Source organism: Amycolatopsis lexingtonensis (assembly GCF_014873755.1).
Classification (GTDB): domain Bacteria; phylum Actinomycetota; class Actinomycetes; order Mycobacteriales; family Pseudonocardiaceae; genus Amycolatopsis; species Amycolatopsis lexingtonensis.
Genome location: NZ_JADBEG010000001.1, coordinates 7,901,167 through 7,917,557, shown reverse-complemented (window position 1 = coordinate 7,917,557; position 16,391 = coordinate 7,901,167). Strand labels below are relative to the sequence as shown.

General features: G+C 71.4%; 17 protein-coding genes. 9 read left to right on the top strand and 8 right to left on the bottom strand.

The features are described 5' to 3' along the window. Positions 1 to 15: 15 nt before the first annotated feature. Positions 16 to 744, top strand: a complete 729-nt coding sequence (locus H4696_RS36710; RefSeq protein WP_086857912.1) for a VIT1/CCC1 transporter family protein — start codon at positions 16 to 18, stop codon at positions 742 to 744. Here H4696_RS36710 and H4696_RS36705 read toward each other — a convergent pair. Continuing rightward, the gene (locus tag H4696_RS36705; protein ID WP_086857913.1) at positions 741 to 2,198 is read right to left on the bottom strand and encodes a peptide MFS transporter; all 1,458 of its coding nucleotides are present in this window, start codon (positions 2,196 to 2,198) and stop codon (positions 741 to 743) included. The two genes, H4696_RS36710 and H4696_RS36705, sit on opposite strands and share 4 nt — an antisense overlap. A 191-nt stretch (positions 2,199 to 2,389) precedes the next feature. Between H4696_RS36705 and nhaA the strand changes: the two genes are divergently transcribed. From nhaA to H4696_RS36690, 3 genes are read left to right on the top strand one after another with little or no spacing between them, the layout of a single operon-like run. Continuing rightward, positions 2,390 to 3,577, top strand: a complete 1,188-nt coding sequence (gene nhaA / locus H4696_RS36700; protein WP_086857914.1) for a Na+/H+ antiporter NhaA — start codon at positions 2,390 to 2,392, stop codon at positions 3,575 to 3,577. A gap of 42 nt (positions 3,578 to 3,619) precedes the next feature. After that, entirely contained in the window at positions 3,620 to 4,114 is a 495-nt protein-coding gene (locus H4696_RS36695) for a phage holin family protein (RefSeq protein ID WP_086857915.1), read from the top strand. 4 nt (positions 4,115 to 4,118) lie between these two features. Next, on the top strand, positions 4,119 to 5,045 hold the full coding sequence (locus tag H4696_RS36690) for an alpha/beta fold hydrolase (RefSeq protein WP_086857916.1): 927 nt from the start codon (positions 4,119 to 4,121) through the stop codon (positions 5,043 to 5,045). Here H4696_RS36690 and H4696_RS36685 read toward each other — a convergent pair. Next, positions 5,032 to 6,120, bottom strand: coding sequence for an FAD-dependent oxidoreductase (locus tag H4696_RS36685; protein ID WP_086857917.1), 1,089 nt, complete (start codon positions 6,118 to 6,120; stop codon positions 5,032 to 5,034). The two genes, H4696_RS36690 and H4696_RS36685, sit on opposite strands and share 14 nt — an antisense overlap. Positions 6,121 to 6,229: 109 nt before the next feature. On the opposite strand from H4696_RS36685, the gene H4696_RS36680 reads away from it, so the two are divergent. Then, the gene (locus tag H4696_RS36680; RefSeq protein ID WP_086857918.1) at positions 6,230 to 7,111 is read left to right on the top strand and encodes a TetR/AcrR family transcriptional regulator; all 882 of its coding nucleotides are present in this window, start codon (positions 6,230 to 6,232) and stop codon (positions 7,109 to 7,111) included. On the opposite strand, the gene H4696_RS36675 is transcribed toward H4696_RS36680, so the two are convergent. Genes H4696_RS36675 through nth form a run of 4 tightly spaced genes read right to left on the bottom strand, consistent with a single transcriptional unit; the run spans position 7,108 to position 10,271 of the window. Next, a complete protein-coding gene (locus H4696_RS36675; RefSeq protein ID WP_086857919.1) occupies positions 7,108 to 8,292 on the bottom strand; it encodes a MarP family serine protease in 1,185 nt (394 codons plus the stop codon). The two genes, H4696_RS36680 and H4696_RS36675, sit on opposite strands and share 4 nt — an antisense overlap. Positions 8,293 to 8,296: 4 nt before the next feature. Then, positions 8,297 to 8,995 (bottom strand): NUDIX hydrolase, encoded by a 699-nt coding sequence (locus H4696_RS36670; protein ID WP_086857920.1) that lies wholly within the window; start codon positions 8,993 to 8,995, stop codon positions 8,297 to 8,299. Beyond that, on the bottom strand, positions 8,992 to 9,591 hold the full coding sequence (locus H4696_RS36665) for a redoxin family protein (protein ID WP_192782736.1): 600 nt from the start codon (positions 9,589 to 9,591) through the stop codon (positions 8,992 to 8,994). Before H4696_RS36665 ends, H4696_RS36670 begins: the two co-directional genes overlap by 4 nt. After that, positions 9,588 to 10,271 (bottom strand): endonuclease III, encoded by a 684-nt coding sequence (gene nth, locus H4696_RS36660; protein WP_086859599.1) that lies wholly within the window; start codon positions 10,269 to 10,271, stop codon positions 9,588 to 9,590. The genes H4696_RS36665 and nth overlap by 4 nt, the downstream gene beginning before the upstream one ends. 227 nt (positions 10,272 to 10,498) lie before the next feature. Between nth and H4696_RS36655 the strand changes: the two genes are divergently transcribed. The 4 genes from H4696_RS36655 to H4696_RS36640 all read left to right on the top strand — a co-directional run bounded on the left by H4696_RS36655 (position 10,499) and on the right by H4696_RS36640 (position 14,384). After that, complete coding sequence (locus H4696_RS36655) at positions 10,499 to 10,750, top strand: hypothetical protein (protein ID WP_013230551.1); 252 nt, start codon at positions 10,499 to 10,501, stop codon at positions 10,748 to 10,750. Between the two features lie 150 nt (positions 10,751 to 10,900). Next, on the top strand, positions 10,901 to 11,575 hold the full coding sequence (locus tag H4696_RS36650; RefSeq protein ID WP_003081747.1) for a Crp/Fnr family transcriptional regulator: 675 nt from the start codon (positions 10,901 to 10,903) through the stop codon (positions 11,573 to 11,575). A gap of 412 nt (positions 11,576 to 11,987) precedes the next feature. Beyond that, positions 11,988 to 13,256, top strand: coding sequence for an MFS transporter (locus H4696_RS36645; protein WP_086859598.1), 1,269 nt, complete (start codon positions 11,988 to 11,990; stop codon positions 13,254 to 13,256). 66 nt (positions 13,257 to 13,322) lie between these two features. Further along, positions 13,323 to 14,384 carry a DNA polymerase III subunit beta gene (locus H4696_RS36640; protein ID WP_086859595.1) on the top strand — a complete coding sequence of 354 codons (1,062 nt, stop codon included), beginning with the start codon at positions 13,323 to 13,325 and terminating at the stop codon, positions 14,382 to 14,384. On the opposite strand, the gene H4696_RS36635 is transcribed toward H4696_RS36640, so the two are convergent. Both H4696_RS36635 and H4696_RS36630 read right to left on the bottom strand, forming a co-directional pair. Beyond that, positions 14,374 to 15,336, bottom strand: a complete 963-nt coding sequence (locus H4696_RS36635; protein ID WP_086859591.1) for a hypothetical protein — start codon at positions 15,334 to 15,336, stop codon at positions 14,374 to 14,376. The genes H4696_RS36640 and H4696_RS36635 overlap by 11 nt on opposite strands. A gap of 31 nt (positions 15,337 to 15,367) precedes the next feature. Continuing rightward, complete coding sequence (locus tag H4696_RS36630; RefSeq protein WP_086859589.1) at positions 15,368 to 16,333, bottom strand: Lrp/AsnC family transcriptional regulator; 966 nt, start codon at positions 16,331 to 16,333, stop codon at positions 15,368 to 15,370. Positions 16,334 to 16,391: the final 58 nt, after the last annotated feature.

The window sequence follows — 16,391 nt, the reverse complement described above, 5'->3', positions numbered from 1 at the left end:
TGTTTCACTTGTCCCGTGACCGAAACGATCGACGGTGACGCCGTGGAACACGCCCACGAACCACACCAGGACGTGGGCGGGAAGCTGAACTGGCTGCGGGCCGGGGTACTCGGGGCGAACGACGGCATCGTGTCGGTCGCCGGGATCGTCGTCGGGGTCGCGGGTGCGACCACCGAAAGCACCGCGATCCTCACCGCCGGAATCGCCGGGCTCGTCGCCGGTGCCTTTTCCATGGCCGGCGGGGAATACGTTTCCGTGAGCACCCAGCGCGACACCGAACAGGCCTTGCTCCGGCTCGAAAAGCATGAGCTCAAGACCATGCCGGAAGCCGAGGAGCGCGAGCTCGCCGAGATCTACGAAGGCAAGGGGCTCTCGCCGGAGCTCGCGAGCCAGGTCGCGCGTGAGCTGACCGAAAAGGACGCGCTGCAGGCGCACGCGGAGGCCGAGCTCGGCATCGACCCGGACAACCTGACCAGCCCGTGGCAGGCCGCGTGGGCTTCGCTGGTCGCGTTCTCGGTCGGCGCGCTGCTGCCGATCCTCTCCATCGCCTGGGCCGGCGTCTCCCTGCGGGTGTGGGCGTGCGCGGCCGCGGTGGTCGTCGGCCTCACGCTGACCGGGTGGCTCAGCGCGCGGCTCGGGGACGCCAAGGTGGGGCGCGCGATCCTGCGCAACGTCGGGGTCGGCGCCCTCACCATGGTCGTCACCTACTTCGTCGGGGTGATCTTCGGAGTCACCGTCGGCTAGTGCACGCCCTTCATCAGCTTGCGGATGAACGGGATGCCCAGGAACAGCAGCACACCGACACCGATCGCGACGCCGCCGACCGTGCTGAAGTACGGCGCTTCGTCGTCGACCGTGTAGTACTCGGCGAGCTTGCCGGACATCGCGGTGCCGAAGGAGATCGACAGGAAGTTCAGCGCCACCATCTGCGTCCGGAACGCCTCCGGCGCGAGCTTCGTCGACAGCGACAGCCCGACCGGCGAGAGGCACAGCTCGGCGATCGTGAAGACGAACAGGATGCCCACCATCGCGAGCATCGGGCTCGCGTTCTTGCCGCTGCCCACCATCGGCAGGAACAACAGGAAGGCCGCGCCCATCAGCACGGTGCCGAGGACGAACTTCATCGGCGTCGACGGCTGGCGCTCGCCGAGCTTCGTCCACAGCGCCGCCAGCACCGGGGCGAAGACGATGATGAACACCGGGTTGATCGAGTTGACCCACGACACCGGCATCTCCCAGCCGAAGAGGCTCCGGTTCAGCCGCTGGTCGGTGTAGGCCGCGACGACCGTGAACTGCTGCTGGTACAGCGAGAAGAACACCGCGCTGGCGATGAACATCGGGATGAACGACAGCACCCGGCTGCGCTCGACGCCGGTGATCTTGCCACTGGTCAGGATGACGAGGAAGTAGATCACCGAGATCACGCCGACCACCCACACGACGACGTCGGCGAGGTTGCCCGGGTTGACGACGCCGGAAACCACCAGCACGAGGATCGCGGCGACCAGCAGGAGGGCGGCGCCGACCGCGAGCGCGCGCTGCGACGACGGCAGCGGGTTCGGCACCTCCTTGGCCTTGTCACCGAGGTTCTTGCGGCCGAACGTGTACTGGATCAGGCCGAGCGCCATGCCGATCGCCGCGAGGCCGAACCCGAGGTGGAACCCGACCTGGGTCTGCGCCAGCCCGGTCAGCAGCGGGCCGACGAAACCGCCGAGGTTGACGCCCATGTAGAAGATCGTGAAGCCCGCGTCGCGCCGTTCGTCGCCTTCGGCGTAGAGCGTGCCGACGATCGCCGTCGCGTTGGACTTCAGCCCGCCGCTGCCGACCGCGACGCACACCAGGCCGACGCCGATCCCGGCCAGGCCCGGCAGCAGCGCCAGGCTGATGTGCCCGATCATGATCAGGACGGCGCTGTAGAACAACGTCCGTTCCGAACCGAGCAGCCGGTCGGCCACCCACGCCCCGACGACGGCCGAGAGGTACACCAGACCGCCGTACGCGCCGACGATGCCGAGCGCCGACTCCTGCGCCAGGCCCAGACCGCCCTGGTCGACCTGGTAGTAGAGGTAGATCGGCAGGATGCCGAGCATCCCGTAGTAGGAGAAGCGCTCCCACATCTCGACGCCGAAGAGGTTCGCCAGTCCTCGTGGGTGCCCGAAGAACCTCGTGTCCTGCTGGACCTCGGTAGAGGTGCTCACAACTGTCGTCTTCCTTTGTCTCGGACTTCGTTGTCGCTTGGCATGCTATGAGGACATCGTGTTACCCACCACCGACACCCCGTGTGGCGGCGGCCATAACGATCCGTGACAAAGAGGCATTAAAATACCGTCAAAGGAGCGCCGGGAAGTCTGGTCGGCACCAGTGATCAGCGACCCCAGGAGCCGCCCCGATGTCCCGCCCGTTCAGCGAGTTCGCCCGTTACCTGCGCACCGAGACGACCGGCGGGCTGATCCTCCTCGGCGCGACCGCGGTTGCCCTGATCTGGGCCAACTCGCCGCTGCGCGACAGCTACCACGCCCTGCGCGACTTCCGGGTCGGCCCGGAGTTCCTGCACCTGAACCTGACGCTCGGCGACTGGGCCAAGGACGGCTTCCTCGCCCTGTTCTTCTTCGTCGCCGGGCTCGAGCTCAAGCGCGAGCTCGTCGTCGGCGAGCTGTCCCGGCTCAAGCAGGCCATCCTGCCGGTCGTGGCCGCGGTCGGCGGCATGATCGGGCCGGCGCTCGTCGCGCTGGCCGTCGGCTGGGGGACGCCGGGCATCGAGCGCGCCTGGGCCATCCCCGTGGCCACGGACATCGCGTTCGCGCTCGGCGTGCTCGCGCTGACCGCGTCGAACCTCCCGTCGAGCGCGCGGGTCTTCCTGCTTTCGCTGGCCGTGGTCGACGACCTCGGCGCGATCATCGTCATCGCCGTGCTGTTCACGACGGGCTTCGACCTGGTCGCGGTGGCCGTCGCCGTCGTGGCGCTCGCGCTGTACGCCTTCCTGCAGCACAGGCGGGTCCGGACACCCTGGCTGTACGTGCCGTTGGCCCTGATCACCTGGGTCGCGGTGCACTCCGCGGGCATCCACGCGACGATCGCCGGCGTCGCGCTCGGCCTGCTCACCCGCGTCCGCGCCGACGAAGGCGAGGCCGAAGCTCCGGCCCTGCGGCTCGAGCACCGGCTCCAGCCGTGGTCGGCGGCGGTGGCCGTGCCGGTGTTCGCGCTGTTCGCGGCCGGCATCTCGGTCAGCGGCGACGCGCTGGGCGCGGTGTTCACGACGGCGTTGCCGCTCGCGGTGCTCGCCGGGCTGCTCATCGGCAAGTTCGCCGGCATCCTGGGCGCCAGTCTGCTCGCCGTGAGACTGCGCGCGGCGGAGAAGCCGCGCGACATGAGCTGGCGCGACCTGGCCGCGTTGTCCGTGCTCGGCGGGGTCGGGTTCACCGTCAGCCTGCTGATCGCGGAGCTCGCGTTGCCCGGGGAGACGAGCGAGCTGGCCAAGGCGGCGGTGCTGATCGCGTCCGCGGTGGCGTCCCTGCTGGCGGCGGCATTGCTACTCCGCCGTAGCAAAGTGCACGCGCGAATCTCCGACACACTGTGACGCCGCCGCGCCCGGTTTCCGGACACATGGCACGATGACCCGGTGAGCAGCCCCAAGCACGAACGCACCGGCCCCGACGGCGTGGGGGCCGTGCCTTACCTCCCGCTGTCCTCCGCGAACGACGTCCCCGGCGATCAGTCGCTCGGCCGGCTGGTCGGCGACGCGACCCAGCACATCTCGACCCTGGTCAGGGCCGAGATGGAGCTCGCGAAGTCCGAGCTGGTCGGCGAGGTGAAGAAGGGCCTCAAGGGCGCCGTCTTCTTCCTGATCGCGCTGACGGTCTTCCTCTACAGCACGTTCTTCCTGTTCTTCTTCGCGGCCGAGGGGCTGGCCCAGTGGCTGCGCTACCGTTGGATCGCGTTCGGCATCGTGTTCGTCCTGATGCTGGTGGTCGCGGGCGTGGCCGGGTTCCTCGGCTACCGCAAGGTGAAGAAGTTCAAGGCACCCGAGCGGACCATCGCCAGCGTCAAGGAGACCGCCGCCGCACTCAAGCCGCAGAAGGCGCCCGACGCCGACCTGACGACCACCCGCGACTGAGGCGTTGCCCGCTTCCCCCGACCCGTCGAGCGTCCGGCTCGACGGCCCGTGGGCCCACCGCGACGTGTCCGCGAACGGCATCCGGCTGCACGTCGCCGAGCTCGGCGGCGGACCGGTCGTGGTGCTGCTCCACGGGTTCGCCGAGTTCTGGTGGACCTGGCACCACCAGCTGCGGGCACTCGCCGACGCGGGGTTCCGCGCGGTCGCCGTCGACCTGCGCGGCTACGGCGACTCGGACAAGCCGCCCCGCGGTTACGACGCCTGGACGCTCGCCGGCGACGTCGGCGGGCTGATCAAGTCGCTCGGCGCGCGCCGGGCGCACCTCGTCGGGCACGCGTGGGGCGGCATGCTCGCGTGGACGGTCGCCGCGCTGCACCCCCGGCTCGTGTCGTCGGTGACGGCGATCGGCGCCGCCCACCCGCTCGCCCTGCGCTCCGGCGCTGCCCGCCCGTGGCGCGGCCAGGGCCGCGCGGCCGGGCACCTCTTCCGCTTCCAGGTGCCGATGGCGCCGGAGAAGTGGCTCGTGAAGGACGACGCCCAAGCCGTCGCGGACCTCTTCGGTGGCTGGGCCGGGAGCCGGTGGCGGTCCACTTCGGACTTCATCGACAGCGTCGAGGAGTTCCGGCACGCCATGCTCGTGCCCGGCGTCGCGCACAGCGCGCTCGAGTACTACCGGTGGGCCTTCCGCGCGCAGTTCCGCGGCGAAGGCCGCCGCTTCACCGACGCCGTCGGCACCCGGATCGCGGCGCCGACGCTGCAACTGCACGGCGCCGACGACACCTGCATCCTGCCCGAGACGGCGACCTCGTCGGTGCGCTGGGCGGGCCCGCACGCCGAGCCGGAGCTCTGGCCGGGCGTCGGGCACTTCCCCCACCTCGAAGTCCCGGACCGCACGTCGGCGGCGCTGGTGGACTTCCTCAAGCGAGGCTGATGGCGTTCTTCGCCCGGTCCACCGACTCCTCGGCCGGGCCGCCCTCCGGGTTCTCCGTCGCCAGCGCCTGGTTGAGCGCGACGAACGGCCGCATCCGCCGTTCGTAGGCCGCGAACGCCTCCTCGTGGCCGGCGCGGCCCAGTTCCTGCGCGAGGACGTACGCACCGACCAGCGCGAGGCTCGTCCCCTGGCCGGACAGCGCCGAGGCGCAGTAACCGGCGTCGCCGACCAGCGCGATCCGGCCCGACGACCAGCGGTCCAGCTCGATCTGGGCCATCGCGTCGAAGTAGAAGACGTCCGCGGCGGCCATCGCTTCGAGCAGCTTCGGCACCTCCCAGCCGACGCCGCCGAGCCGTTCGGCGATCAGCCGCTTCTGCTCCGGGACGCTCATCCGGGGCAGCGGCTCCGAGCCGAACCCGAGCGTCACGCGCAGCTCGGTGTTGTCCCGCACCGGGTACGCGACGCCGCCGGTGTGGTCGTGGCGGAACCAGACCTGCCAGTCCTCGAGGCCGAGGAAGTTGGGCGCCGGGAAGATCGCCAGGTACTGCCCGAGGTGGCGGACGAACTCCTCCTCCGGCCCGAAGGCGAGCCGCCGCACGGCCGAGTGCAGGCCGTCGGCGCCGACGACGAGGTCGAACGTCCGGAAGCCCCCGTGTTCGAACTCGACGCGCACGCCGTGCGCCTCTTCGGTCAGCGCCGTGATCGCGTCGCCGAAGACGTACTCGACGTCGGCCGCCTCGTGCAGGATCGCGACGACGTCGTCGCGCAGCACCTCGAAGTCGTCGTTGTCGAGCCGTCCGCTGCTGTAGGTGTACTCCTCGGACCGGAACAGCTCCTGGCCCTGACCGTCCACCATGGACATTCCCCGCATCCGGGTGCGCAGCGCGCGCATCCGGTCGCCGAGGCCCATCTCGTCGACGACGTCGAGCGCGGCACCGCGCACGTCGATCGCCTGGCCGCCGGTGCGCGGGCCGGGCGCGCGCTCGACCACGGTCACCGACCAGCCGTCGCGGGCCAGGAACCAGGCCAGGGTGCTGCCGGCGACGCCAGCGCCGGAGATCAGGATGTTCCGCATGTTTTCCTCCAGAGTCGTACACTGCTGTGCACCACACTGGAGTTCATGCAGGTGTATGGCCAAATCTGTGCTAGTACAGATGCCCTGCTGTACTAGGTCAGGAGAAGCCGTGAAGTACGTGGTCATCGCCGAAGAGCTGCGCGGCCGGATCGCGCGGGGTGAGCTGGCGCCGGGCGCGCGGGTGCCCTCGACGCGGCGGCTCGCGGCCGACCACGGCGTCGCGATGGCGACCGCGGCGAAGGCGCTCGCCCTGCTGGGCCAGGAAGGCCTGGTGCGCGCGGAACCGCGGTCCGGCACGGTCGTCGCGGGCCGCGAAAGCCGGGGCAGCCAGCGCGGGCTGACCCGCGACCGGCTCGTGCGCACGGCCATCGACATCGCCGACGCCGAAGGGCTCGGCGCGCTGTCGATACGGGGCGTCGCGGCCCGGCTCGGGGTCGCCCCGATGGCGCCGTACCGGTACGTGCGCGGCCGGGACGAGCTGGTGCTGCTCATGGCCGACGCCGCGTTCGGCGAGCGCGGCTACCCGGCGAAGCCGTCGGGCGACTGGCGCGCCCGGCTGACGCTCGGCGGCCGCACGCTCTGGTCGCTCTTCAAGCGCCACCCGTGGCTGGCGCAGCTCGGGCCGATCACGCGGCCGCTGCCGCTGCGCAACCTCGCCACTCACGGCGAGTGGGCACTGTCCGCGCTGTCCGAGCTGGGGGTCGACGCCGCGACCCTGTGCGACCTGCACGTGCTGTTCTTCAGCCACGTCCAGGGCATGGCGGTCCACCTGGAACGCGAGCAGAGCGCCCTGGCGTCCTCCGGGCTGACCGAGGAGGACTGGATGGACCACCAAGGGGCCGCCGTGATGGCGATGACGGCCGGGCACCCGACGTTCGCGCGGATGCTCGCCGACCTGACCGAAACCGGTTACGACCTGGTCCTCGACAACATCTTCGAGTCGGGCATGCGAGCGCTGCTGGACGGCCTCGCCCTGCGGTTCGGGCGTTAGGCGGCGCAGGAGCCGGTCGACACGTTCGACGTCTGCGACGGCGCCGCGTCGACCTCGGCGCGGACCTGCTCGGCCGTCAGCGTGAAGCCCGTCTCCGGGTCTTCCACCGCCGCGCCGAAGACGACGCCGATGACCTTGCCGTCGGGGGTCACCATCGGGCCGCCGGAGTTCCCGCTGCGGATCTCCGCGCGGACGGTGAAGACGTCCCGCTGGACGGTGTTGGCCTCGTAGATGTCCGGGCCGCGCAGGTTGATCCGGCCGCGCACGCGGGCCGGCGTCGCCCGGTACGGGCCGTCGAGGGGGTAGCCGAGGACGATCGCGCTGTCGCCCGCCCGCGCCGTCTCCGGGGCGAACTGCAGCGGCTCGGCGCGCAGCCGCGGCACGGCGAGCACCGCGATGTCGACCTCCGGGTCGAAGTAGACGACGCGCGCCGGGTAGTCGCCCTGGGTCGTCTCGATGCCGACGGTGTCGGTGCCGGCCACGACGTGCGCGTTCGTCATCACCCGCTGCGGCGCGATCACGAACCCGCTGCCTTCGAGGGACCGCGAGCACGAGCTGGCGCTGCCGCGGATCTTGACCACGCTGCCGTGCAGCTGCTGGACGGTCCCGCTGCTCTGCAGGGCCGGGTCCGGCGGCGAGGTGTCCGCCGTCGGCGCCTTCTCGAAGGGATCCATGATGGACGGGAAGCCGGACGCGTCGAGCAGCTTGCGCAGCTGGCTCGGGAAGCCCTGCGCGGCCGCCGGCATGGTGTCGTTGACCTTGCCGAGCACGACCGAGCCGTTGATCGCCTTGGCCAGCCCTGGCAGGCCGGACACGGTCGTCAGCGGCGTCGCGATCAGCCACGCGACCACGAAGACGACCAAGGCCTGCACGACCGCGCCGAGCGTCTTGTCGACGCCGGAGAGCTTGTCGGGCCGGATCTTCTGCCGGAGCTTGCGCCCCACGTAGACGCCGATGGCCTCGCCGAACGCGACGAGGAACACGACGGTCGCGACCGCGAAGGCGACCTTCCACACCGGGTCGTCGAAGAACGAGACCACCACCGGCGCCAGCTTGATGCCGACGATCGCGCCGAGCACGACCCCGACCAGCGACGGCAGCGCGATGATCACGCCCTGGTACGCGCCGGACACCGCCGCCAGCAACGCGAGCAGCAGCACCAGCACATCGACCCAGTTCACCGTGTCACCCCTCGCTTGTTACCCGTGCCCGGTACGCCGCCAGCGCCTCGTCGAGATCCCGGACGTCGCCCGCGTCCCACTCGCGCTCCCAGCCTCCCAGGTTCAGCAGAACCGACAGCAACCCGGCGGTGAACCCCCACACGAACAGGCCGTTGACCTCGAAGGCGGGCCCCTTCCACGGCGCGCCGGCCTTCTTGACCGTGAACCGGTTCGCCGGGTCGACCAGGTCGCCGACGGCGACGCGGGCGACGGACGCCGTCTCGGCCGGGTCCACCGCGTGCACCGGCGACGGCTCCGCCCAGTGCGCCAGCACCGGTGTCACCGCGAAGCTGGAGACCGGCACGAACAGCTCCGGCAGCACCGCGACCGGCCGGACGCCGGACGGGACGACCCCGGTTTCCTCCTCGGCCTCGCGCAGCGCGGTGCCGATCGGGCCGCCGTCACCCTCCTCGGCGCCGCCGCCGGGGAACGAGACCTGGCCGGCGTGCGAGCCGAGCGTGTCGGCGCGCCGCTGGAGCAGGACGTCGGGTTCGCCGTCGGCTTCCCGCTCGCCGAAGAGGATGAGCACCGCCGCGGCGCGCGTGTACGCGGCTTCGGGCGGGCTGAACCGCGTGAACGTCTTCGAATCGACCTCGCCGCTCACCTTGACCAGCGGCCGCAGCCACTCGGGGACCGACTCCGGCTCGACCAGTGGTCCGATCACGATGCCCCCTCGACTGCCGCGCGCACCTGGTCAGTGTTCCCGAAGGTCCGGGGATTCGCGATGAACCGGATCTCACCGCCGGCGGTGACCAGGTAGGACGCCGGGAGCGCGGAAGGCACCTTGAGCGCCGTCCGGACCGGGCCGCTGCCGCCGTCCCCGTCGAACACCGAGGGGAGGTGCACACCCAGCCGCGCGAGGAGGTCCAAGCCGTCCTTCGCCGGGCTCTGCACCTGGACGCCGAGGACGCGCACGGCACCCGGCTGCTTCGCGTACTCCTGGAGCACGGGCAGCTCGGTCCGGCACGGCTGGCACCACGACGCCCACACGTTGACCAGCACCGGAGCGCCGGCGAGGGCCTGGCCGACGTCGACGCTCGCGCCGTCGCCCAGGCAGTCCGCCTTGACGCCTTCGAGCTGCTTCACCGGCGGTCCGGAGCCCGGTGCGGGACACGGCTGGAGCGCCGCCGCCGACCGGGCCGGCGCGAGGTCTTCGGACGGCTTCGCGGCGGTGTCGGCACCCCCGCGGGGCAGCAGCGCGACGATCAGCGCCACCGCCAGCACCGCGGCGGCCAGCGCCCACTTGGTGACTCTCGTCACCGGGGCGCCGCCAGGGCGAGGATGTGGTCCTTTTCGACACCCTTGACCAGTTTCGCGGCTTCCTCGAACCCGGTCGGGCCGGTGCCGTACGACGGGCAGTCCTTGGCCAGCGGGCAGGCGCCGCAGGCGGGCTTCTTGGCGTGGCAGACGCGGCGGCCGTGGAAGATCACCCGGTGCGAGAGCATCGTCCACTCCTTGCGGGGGATCAGCTCGCCGATCGCGTGCTCGACCTTGACCGGGTCCTCCTCCGCCGTCCAGCCCCAGCGCCGGACCAGCCGGCCGAAGTGCGTGTCGACGGTGATGCCGGGGACGTCGAAGGCGTTCCCGAGCACGACGTTCGCCGTCTTGCGGCCGACGCCGGGCAGGGTGACGAGGTCCTCGAGCTTGCCCGGCACCTCGCCGTCGAAGCGCTCGACCAGCGCCGCGCCGAGCCCCATCACGGAGTTCGCCTTGGCCCGGTAGAAGCCGGTGCTGCGGAGGTACTCCTCCAGCTCGGCGCGGTCGGCGCCCGCGTAGTCGGCGGCGGTCCGGTAGCGCTTGAACAGCGCCGGCGTGACCAGGTTCACCCGGACGTCGGTGGTCTGCGCGGACAGCACGACCGCGACCAGCAGTTCCAGCGGCGTGGTGAAGTCGAGCTCACAGTGGGCGCCGGGATACACGTCGTCCAAGCAACGCTTCATCCGCCTGGCGCGTCTCACCAGAGCCAATCGGCTTTCACCAGCGCCCTCACGGGGGGCGTTCGTGGTGGCAGGAGGCACCCCGATAGCCTACGGGCGCCGTCGGACGAGCCGGTCAGTGCACCGGTGGACGACCGACACGCCAGAGCACCACCTCGGCGCAGTTTTCCGGCCGCCATGAGCGAGGATCTGGAGTAGATGCTTTTCACTGAGTGTTTCGGGGTCCGGTCATGACTGTCTGGTTCGTCATCCTGGTCCCCCTCGTGATCATGTTCTTCGCGCTCTTCATGGAGCGCGTCGAAAGCAGGCTCAAGCACGTCGCGGTGCAGGAGAACGAGGTCGAAGAGTTCCTCGAGCAGGCGCAGCCCAACGAGGTCAGGGCGCTCTACGGCCACGGCATCGGCCGGGCCCTCGAGCTGTTCCGGCTGCGTAGGCTGGGCGGACGGGCAGCCAGGCTACGCGCGCGTCGCGTGCGGAGTTAGGCTCCACGTTCGAACGAGATCGTTTCGGCGGGCCGCGCGTCCGACGGGCGATCTCGGGAGTACGCCCTAGACTGACGCGCAAGTGATCGGCGTCACGCTCCTCCAGCCAAGGGAGGGGCGTGAACGTTTCTCGACGAGGAGGCACCCGAGGTGGACGAAACCCTGGCCCGTGCGGGCATTTTCCAGGGTGTGGAGCCGGCAGCGGCGGAGGCGCTGGCCCAGACCTTGGAATCCGTGGAGTTCCCCCGCGGCCATGTCATCTTCAACGAGGGTGAACCCGGCGACAAGCTCTACATCATCCAGTCCGGCAAGGTGAAGATCGGCCGCAAGTCCCCGGACGGCCGCGAGAACCTGCTGGGCATCTTCGGCCCGTCGGACATGTTCGGCGAGCTGTCCATCTTCGACCCCGGCCCCCGGACGTCGAGCGCGACCACGGTCACCGAGGTCCGCGCGGTCACCATGGACCGCCCGGCCCTGCGCCAGTGGATTTCGACCCGCCCGGAGATCGCCGAGCAGCTGCTGCGCGTGGTCGCGCGCCGCCTGCGCCGGACGAACAACATGGTCGCGGAACTGATCTTCACCGACGTCCCCGGCCGCGTGGCGCGCGCGCTGCTGCAGCTCGCGCAGCGGTTCGGCAGCCAGGAGGCGGGCCTGCTGCGGGTCACGCACGACCTGACGCAGGAAGAGATCGCCCAGTACGTCGGCGCGTCCCGCGAGACCGTCAACAAGGCCCTCGCCGACTTCGCCCACCGCGGCTGGCTGCGGCTCGAAGGCAAGAGCGTGCTGATCCTGGACCCGGAGCGCCTGGCTCGTCGCGCTCGCTGAGTCTGTTTTCGAAGAAGGCCCCCTCACCTGGGTGAGGGGGCCTTCTTCTTGCCTTGGCCGACAACAACAAAGAGCCGGGCGCCACCCCCGACGTGGCGCACCGGCTCTTCGTTGTTGCGCGGACCATCCCCCGACGATCCGCGCTCCCCGCCCTCCGGACCAGGCCCCGACCCATATGCCGGAGGGAGCTGGGTTCTGTGCTGTTGTTCAACCATCACGGCCCATACCCACGAATTCAAGGCCATTCACTCTCAAGGACGCCGCCTGGGCCGTTTCGTTGCACGAGTCCACGGAGAATATCGTGACTGTTACCGGATCGAGACTTCACGTGATCCACTTCCAGTCTGCCGGTGACGCACCCGACCGCCAAATAACTGGTACCGACGTACCACTCTGCGGCATACTGGTACGCGTGTCCCAGTCTGCCTCGAACCACGAAAGCCGCACGTCCCTCGCCGACTACCGCACCGCGCTGACGACCCGCGCGGCCCGGCGGCCCGCCGTCGCGTCCGTGCTCGCCCGCCTGCCGATCGCCATGATCGGCATCTCGGCGCTGCTCTACGTCCAGCGCGAAACCGGATCCTTCGCCGCCGCCGGGCTCGTCTCGGCCGGTTCACTCGTCGGGGTGTCGGTCGGCGCCGTCGTGCAGGGCAGGCTGATCGACCGGTTCGGGCCGACGCGGCCGCTGCTCGTCTTCGCCCTGCTCTCGGCGCTCTCGATGGCGGCACTGGTGACGGCGATCGAGTCCCACGCGGCGACGGCCGTGCTCGTCGCGCTGGGCGCGCTCACCGGGCTGTCGGAACCGATGGTCGGGTCGGCGTCGCGGGCGCTGTGGACGCGGCTGCTCCCGCCGGGTGGCGCGCGCAATGCCGCGTTCTCATACGAGGCGATCAGCATGGAGGTCTTCTTCATCCTCGGCCCCGGTGTCGCCGGGCTGCTGGTGCTGGCGCCGTGGGCGGGGACCGGCCTGGTGCTGGGCGTCGCGCTGCAGTTCACCGGCGCGGTGCTGTTCGCGCTGAGCCCGGCAGTGCGGGCCTGGGGTCCTTCGACGGCTTCGTCCGGTTCTCTGCTGGGCGCGCTCGCGAGCCCGGGCATGCGGACGCTGGCGCTGGCCGCGCTCGGCTTCGGCGTGGTGATCGGGTTCGTCGAGGTCGCCGTGCCGGCGTCGGCCACCGAGGCCGGCGCTCCCTCGTTCGGCGGGCTGCTGCTCTCGGCGTGGTCGCTGAGCTCGGTCGCATTCGGCGTGGCGTACAGCCTGCGCCCGTGGCCGCGGAAGCTGGGCCTGCGGCTGCCGGTACTGCTCGGCGGGTTCGGCGCGCTGGTGGCGCTGCTCGCGTGGCCGTCCTCGCTGTGGGGCCTGGCCCTGATGATGCTGCTCGCGGGCGCGCTGATCACACCGCAGTCGACGGCCCATTCGGCGGCGATCGAGCTGGTCGCCCCGGAGGGCACCGCGGCGGAGGCGTTCGGCTGGGTGCTGACGGCGGTGACGCTGGGTCTGGCCGGCGGCCAGTCGGTGAGCGGCTACCTCGTCGAGCACGCGGGCCCGGGCGCGGCCTTCCTGGCGGCGAGCGTGGCGGGCCTGGTGCTCGCGGCCGTCGTCTGGCTGCTGCGCGGAACGGTCCGGCCGGCTTCGCAGCCCTCGGCCGTCTCTTCTCCGGAGCTGGTCGGCGCCACTAAGTAGGTCGTTTTCGCAGCTCAGCGGCTTGCGGCGCGGTTTTTGTCGGTGCCCGGCGCTAGCTTGGCGGGCATGGACGTCACCGCGCCTGCCCACCGCCTCTCGGCGGCCGTCACCGCCGCGTCGCGCCTGCTGCCCGCCCGCGCCGGGCTACGGCTGCGGGCCGGCGCGGCGGGGCTGACGGTCGCCGGCAGCGACCCGGATCTCACCGTCCGGTTCGACTGCCCGGCGACCACGCACACCGACGGCTCGGTCGTCATCCCGGCGGCGCCGCTGGTGGAGACGCTGAAGGTGCTCGACGCCGAGCTGGTGCGCCTGATCGTCGAGGGCAGCCGCTTGGCGCTACGGCTGGACAACGCCCGCTTCGCGCTCCCCCTCCTCCCGGACGTCGAGGCGGCCGCCGGCCCGCCCGCCCAGGTGTCCGAAGTGGACGGTGCGGCGTTCGCGTCGGCGTTGCGGATCGTGGCCGGAACGGCGGCGAAGGACGACCCCCTCCCGCTGTTCACGGGCGTCCGCCTGCAGTCGACGGGCGACCGCCTGACGCTGACGGCGTCGGACCGCTACCGGATGGCGGTGGCACGCCTGCCCCTGCTCGCACCGGGCGAGCTGGACGTCCTGGTCCCGGCGGCCCTGCTGTCCGAAGCGGCCCGCCAAGCCCGCGGCCGGGTCGGCCTGCACGTCAGCCCCGGCCGCTTCGGGGTGAGCTGGCCCGGCGGCCTCGTCGGCACGGCGGTCCTGGACGCGGGCTTCCTGTCCGAGGACTCGATCCACTCGGGCGCGGTCGACACGACGGTGTCCCTACCGGCAGACGCCCTGGCGGCGGCCGTCCGCCGAGTCGGGGTGTACGCGGAGGACCGCCGGGTCCTGACCCTGGAGGTCGGCGACGCCCACATCCGTTTGGCGAGCGCCCGCCAGGACACGGGCGAAGCGGAGGAAACCCTGAAGGCGGACGTCACCGGCGGCCGAACGTCACCGTCGTTCCAGGCCCGCTACCTGCTCGACGCACTGCAGGCGTTCGACGGGGAGCGGGTGGTGCTGTCGATCCAGCCGGGGATGCGGGCGTGCATCCTGCGGTCGGCGGAGCCGGGGGAGGTGGAACTGACGTACTACCTGATGCCGATGCTCAGCCGATGATCTCGGTGAGGTCCCGCAGGACGACGTCGGCCGCCGGCCCGGCGGTGAACTGGCTGACGGTCAGCTCGGCGCTCCCGAAGCGCTGCTTGTAGGCCTCCCGAAGGTTCGGCGACGAGCGGCCGAGGGCCCATTCGACCTTCGTGGTGCTGGTACGCAGGTAATCGATCGGCAGGCTGCCGAGTACGTAGAGCTCGGCCCGGCGGTCGCCACGTTCGAGGACCAGGCCAACCAGGTCGGCCACGAGTGTGCGCTTGCGCATCGCGTCGCGGCCCTTCCACTCGGCGGCCTTGAACTCGGCCACCCGGCGATCGGTCTCGAGGTCGAACTTCCGGCTCGGATCGTTCCCGGCGGCCAGTGACGGGCGCCGGACGATCCGCTCGCCCGGTTCGAGGATCGACGGCAGCGCACGGACGATCATGGCGGCGTGGATGAGGTCGTTGACCCGCCCGGCGTGCTGCCGCACCAGCCGCGCGCCCCGGAGCAGGTCGTCGGTCAGGCCCTCGGGTGCCACCCGAGCGTCGAGGGCGGTGCTGTCGGCGCCCTCCAGGAGTTCTTCCAGCCGCGCAACGCGGCTGGACAAGGCCTCCTGGCCGAAGAACTCGTGCAGGTCGATGAACGACTTGACCGCGGCACCGAGGTCGCTCCTGGGCGCCAACGGCTCGGCGGCCTGCTCAGGCTCGCCTGGGGCTTCTCGCTCGTCGGGCAGCGGGCTCGTCGGAAAGCCCAGCCGCCGGAACTGGCGGATCGCGGCGTGCGAGATGAACTCCGTCCGCGACACCCCCACGGCGCGCTCGAAGAGCTGCCGCGGCGGCCACCGCTGGTCCCCGACGGAGACCCAGTGCGTGCGAATCGGTTCCGGTCCACCGCGCGCCGCCGCGCTCTGCACGTCAGCGCGGCTCAGGCGATGCTGCTCGCCGTTCAGTACGAAGTCGATCGCGCGCTCGTCGTCCACAGGCGGTGAGTCGCCGGAGTGGCTCCAGGTGCTACACCGGCGCCAACGTGCCGAAGCGCTTCAGCGTCCTGATCATCGGCGCCGTCTCCACCTGGCGCACGCCCGGCAGCCCGCCCAGGTCGTCGGCCAGGTACGAGTACAGCGCCGCGTCGTCGCGGCAGCCCACGTTGGCCACCAGGTTCGCCGGGCCCGTCGTCGCCGCCGCGAAGGCGACCTGGGGGTGCGTTGCCAGCGCCTGGCCTGCCGACTCCAGGGCCGACGGGGCCACCGTCAGCCAGAGCGTCGCCGTCAGGGGGTAGCCCAGCAGGGCCGCGTCCACCTCGACGTCGAAGTACAGCGCGCCCGACGTGCGCAGGGCCTCCAGGCGACGGCGGACCGTCGACTCCGAGCGACCCGACGCCACAGCCAATGTCGACATGTCGGCTCGGCCGTCGCGGGCCAGCGCGGCCAGGAGGGCGGGGTCTCCGGGTTCGGGCCGGTAGACCATCGACGCCGGTGGGCGACGCAACGCGGCCACCTCCGCGGCCGACAGCGCGCTCGACCGGCCCGGCCAGCCCGCGGGGCCGCCGGCGAACCGGCGCAACAACCGGTACGCCGTCATCGACACCACCCGGGGTGTCTTCGGCAGCTGGCCCAGCAGGAGCCCGTCCGCCTCCTCGCGCAGCGGCGCCCGGATGAAGCACACGATCTCCGTGCCGCCGGACATCAGGCTGACCCACTGCGTGTCGTCGCGGCGGGCCAGCGCGGCGGCGATCGCGGCCGCCGCGTCCGGGACGCAGCCGAGGCGGATCAGCCAGTGGACCTGGCCCAGCGGCGCCGCTTCCGGGACGCCGACCACGCGCAGCACCCCGGACGAGCGCAGCTTCCGGTAGCGGCGGGCCACCGTCTGGTCCGAGACACCCAGCACCGACGCGATCGTGCTGAACGACGCCCGGCCGTCGAGCTGCAGTGCGTTCGCCAGCCGCCGGTCGAGGTCGTCGAGCAAGCCGGATTCCACCAGCGGAGCCTAACCAGTGTCGGATTTCGAGCACAAATGCGCGGTGAACGGAGAAAAG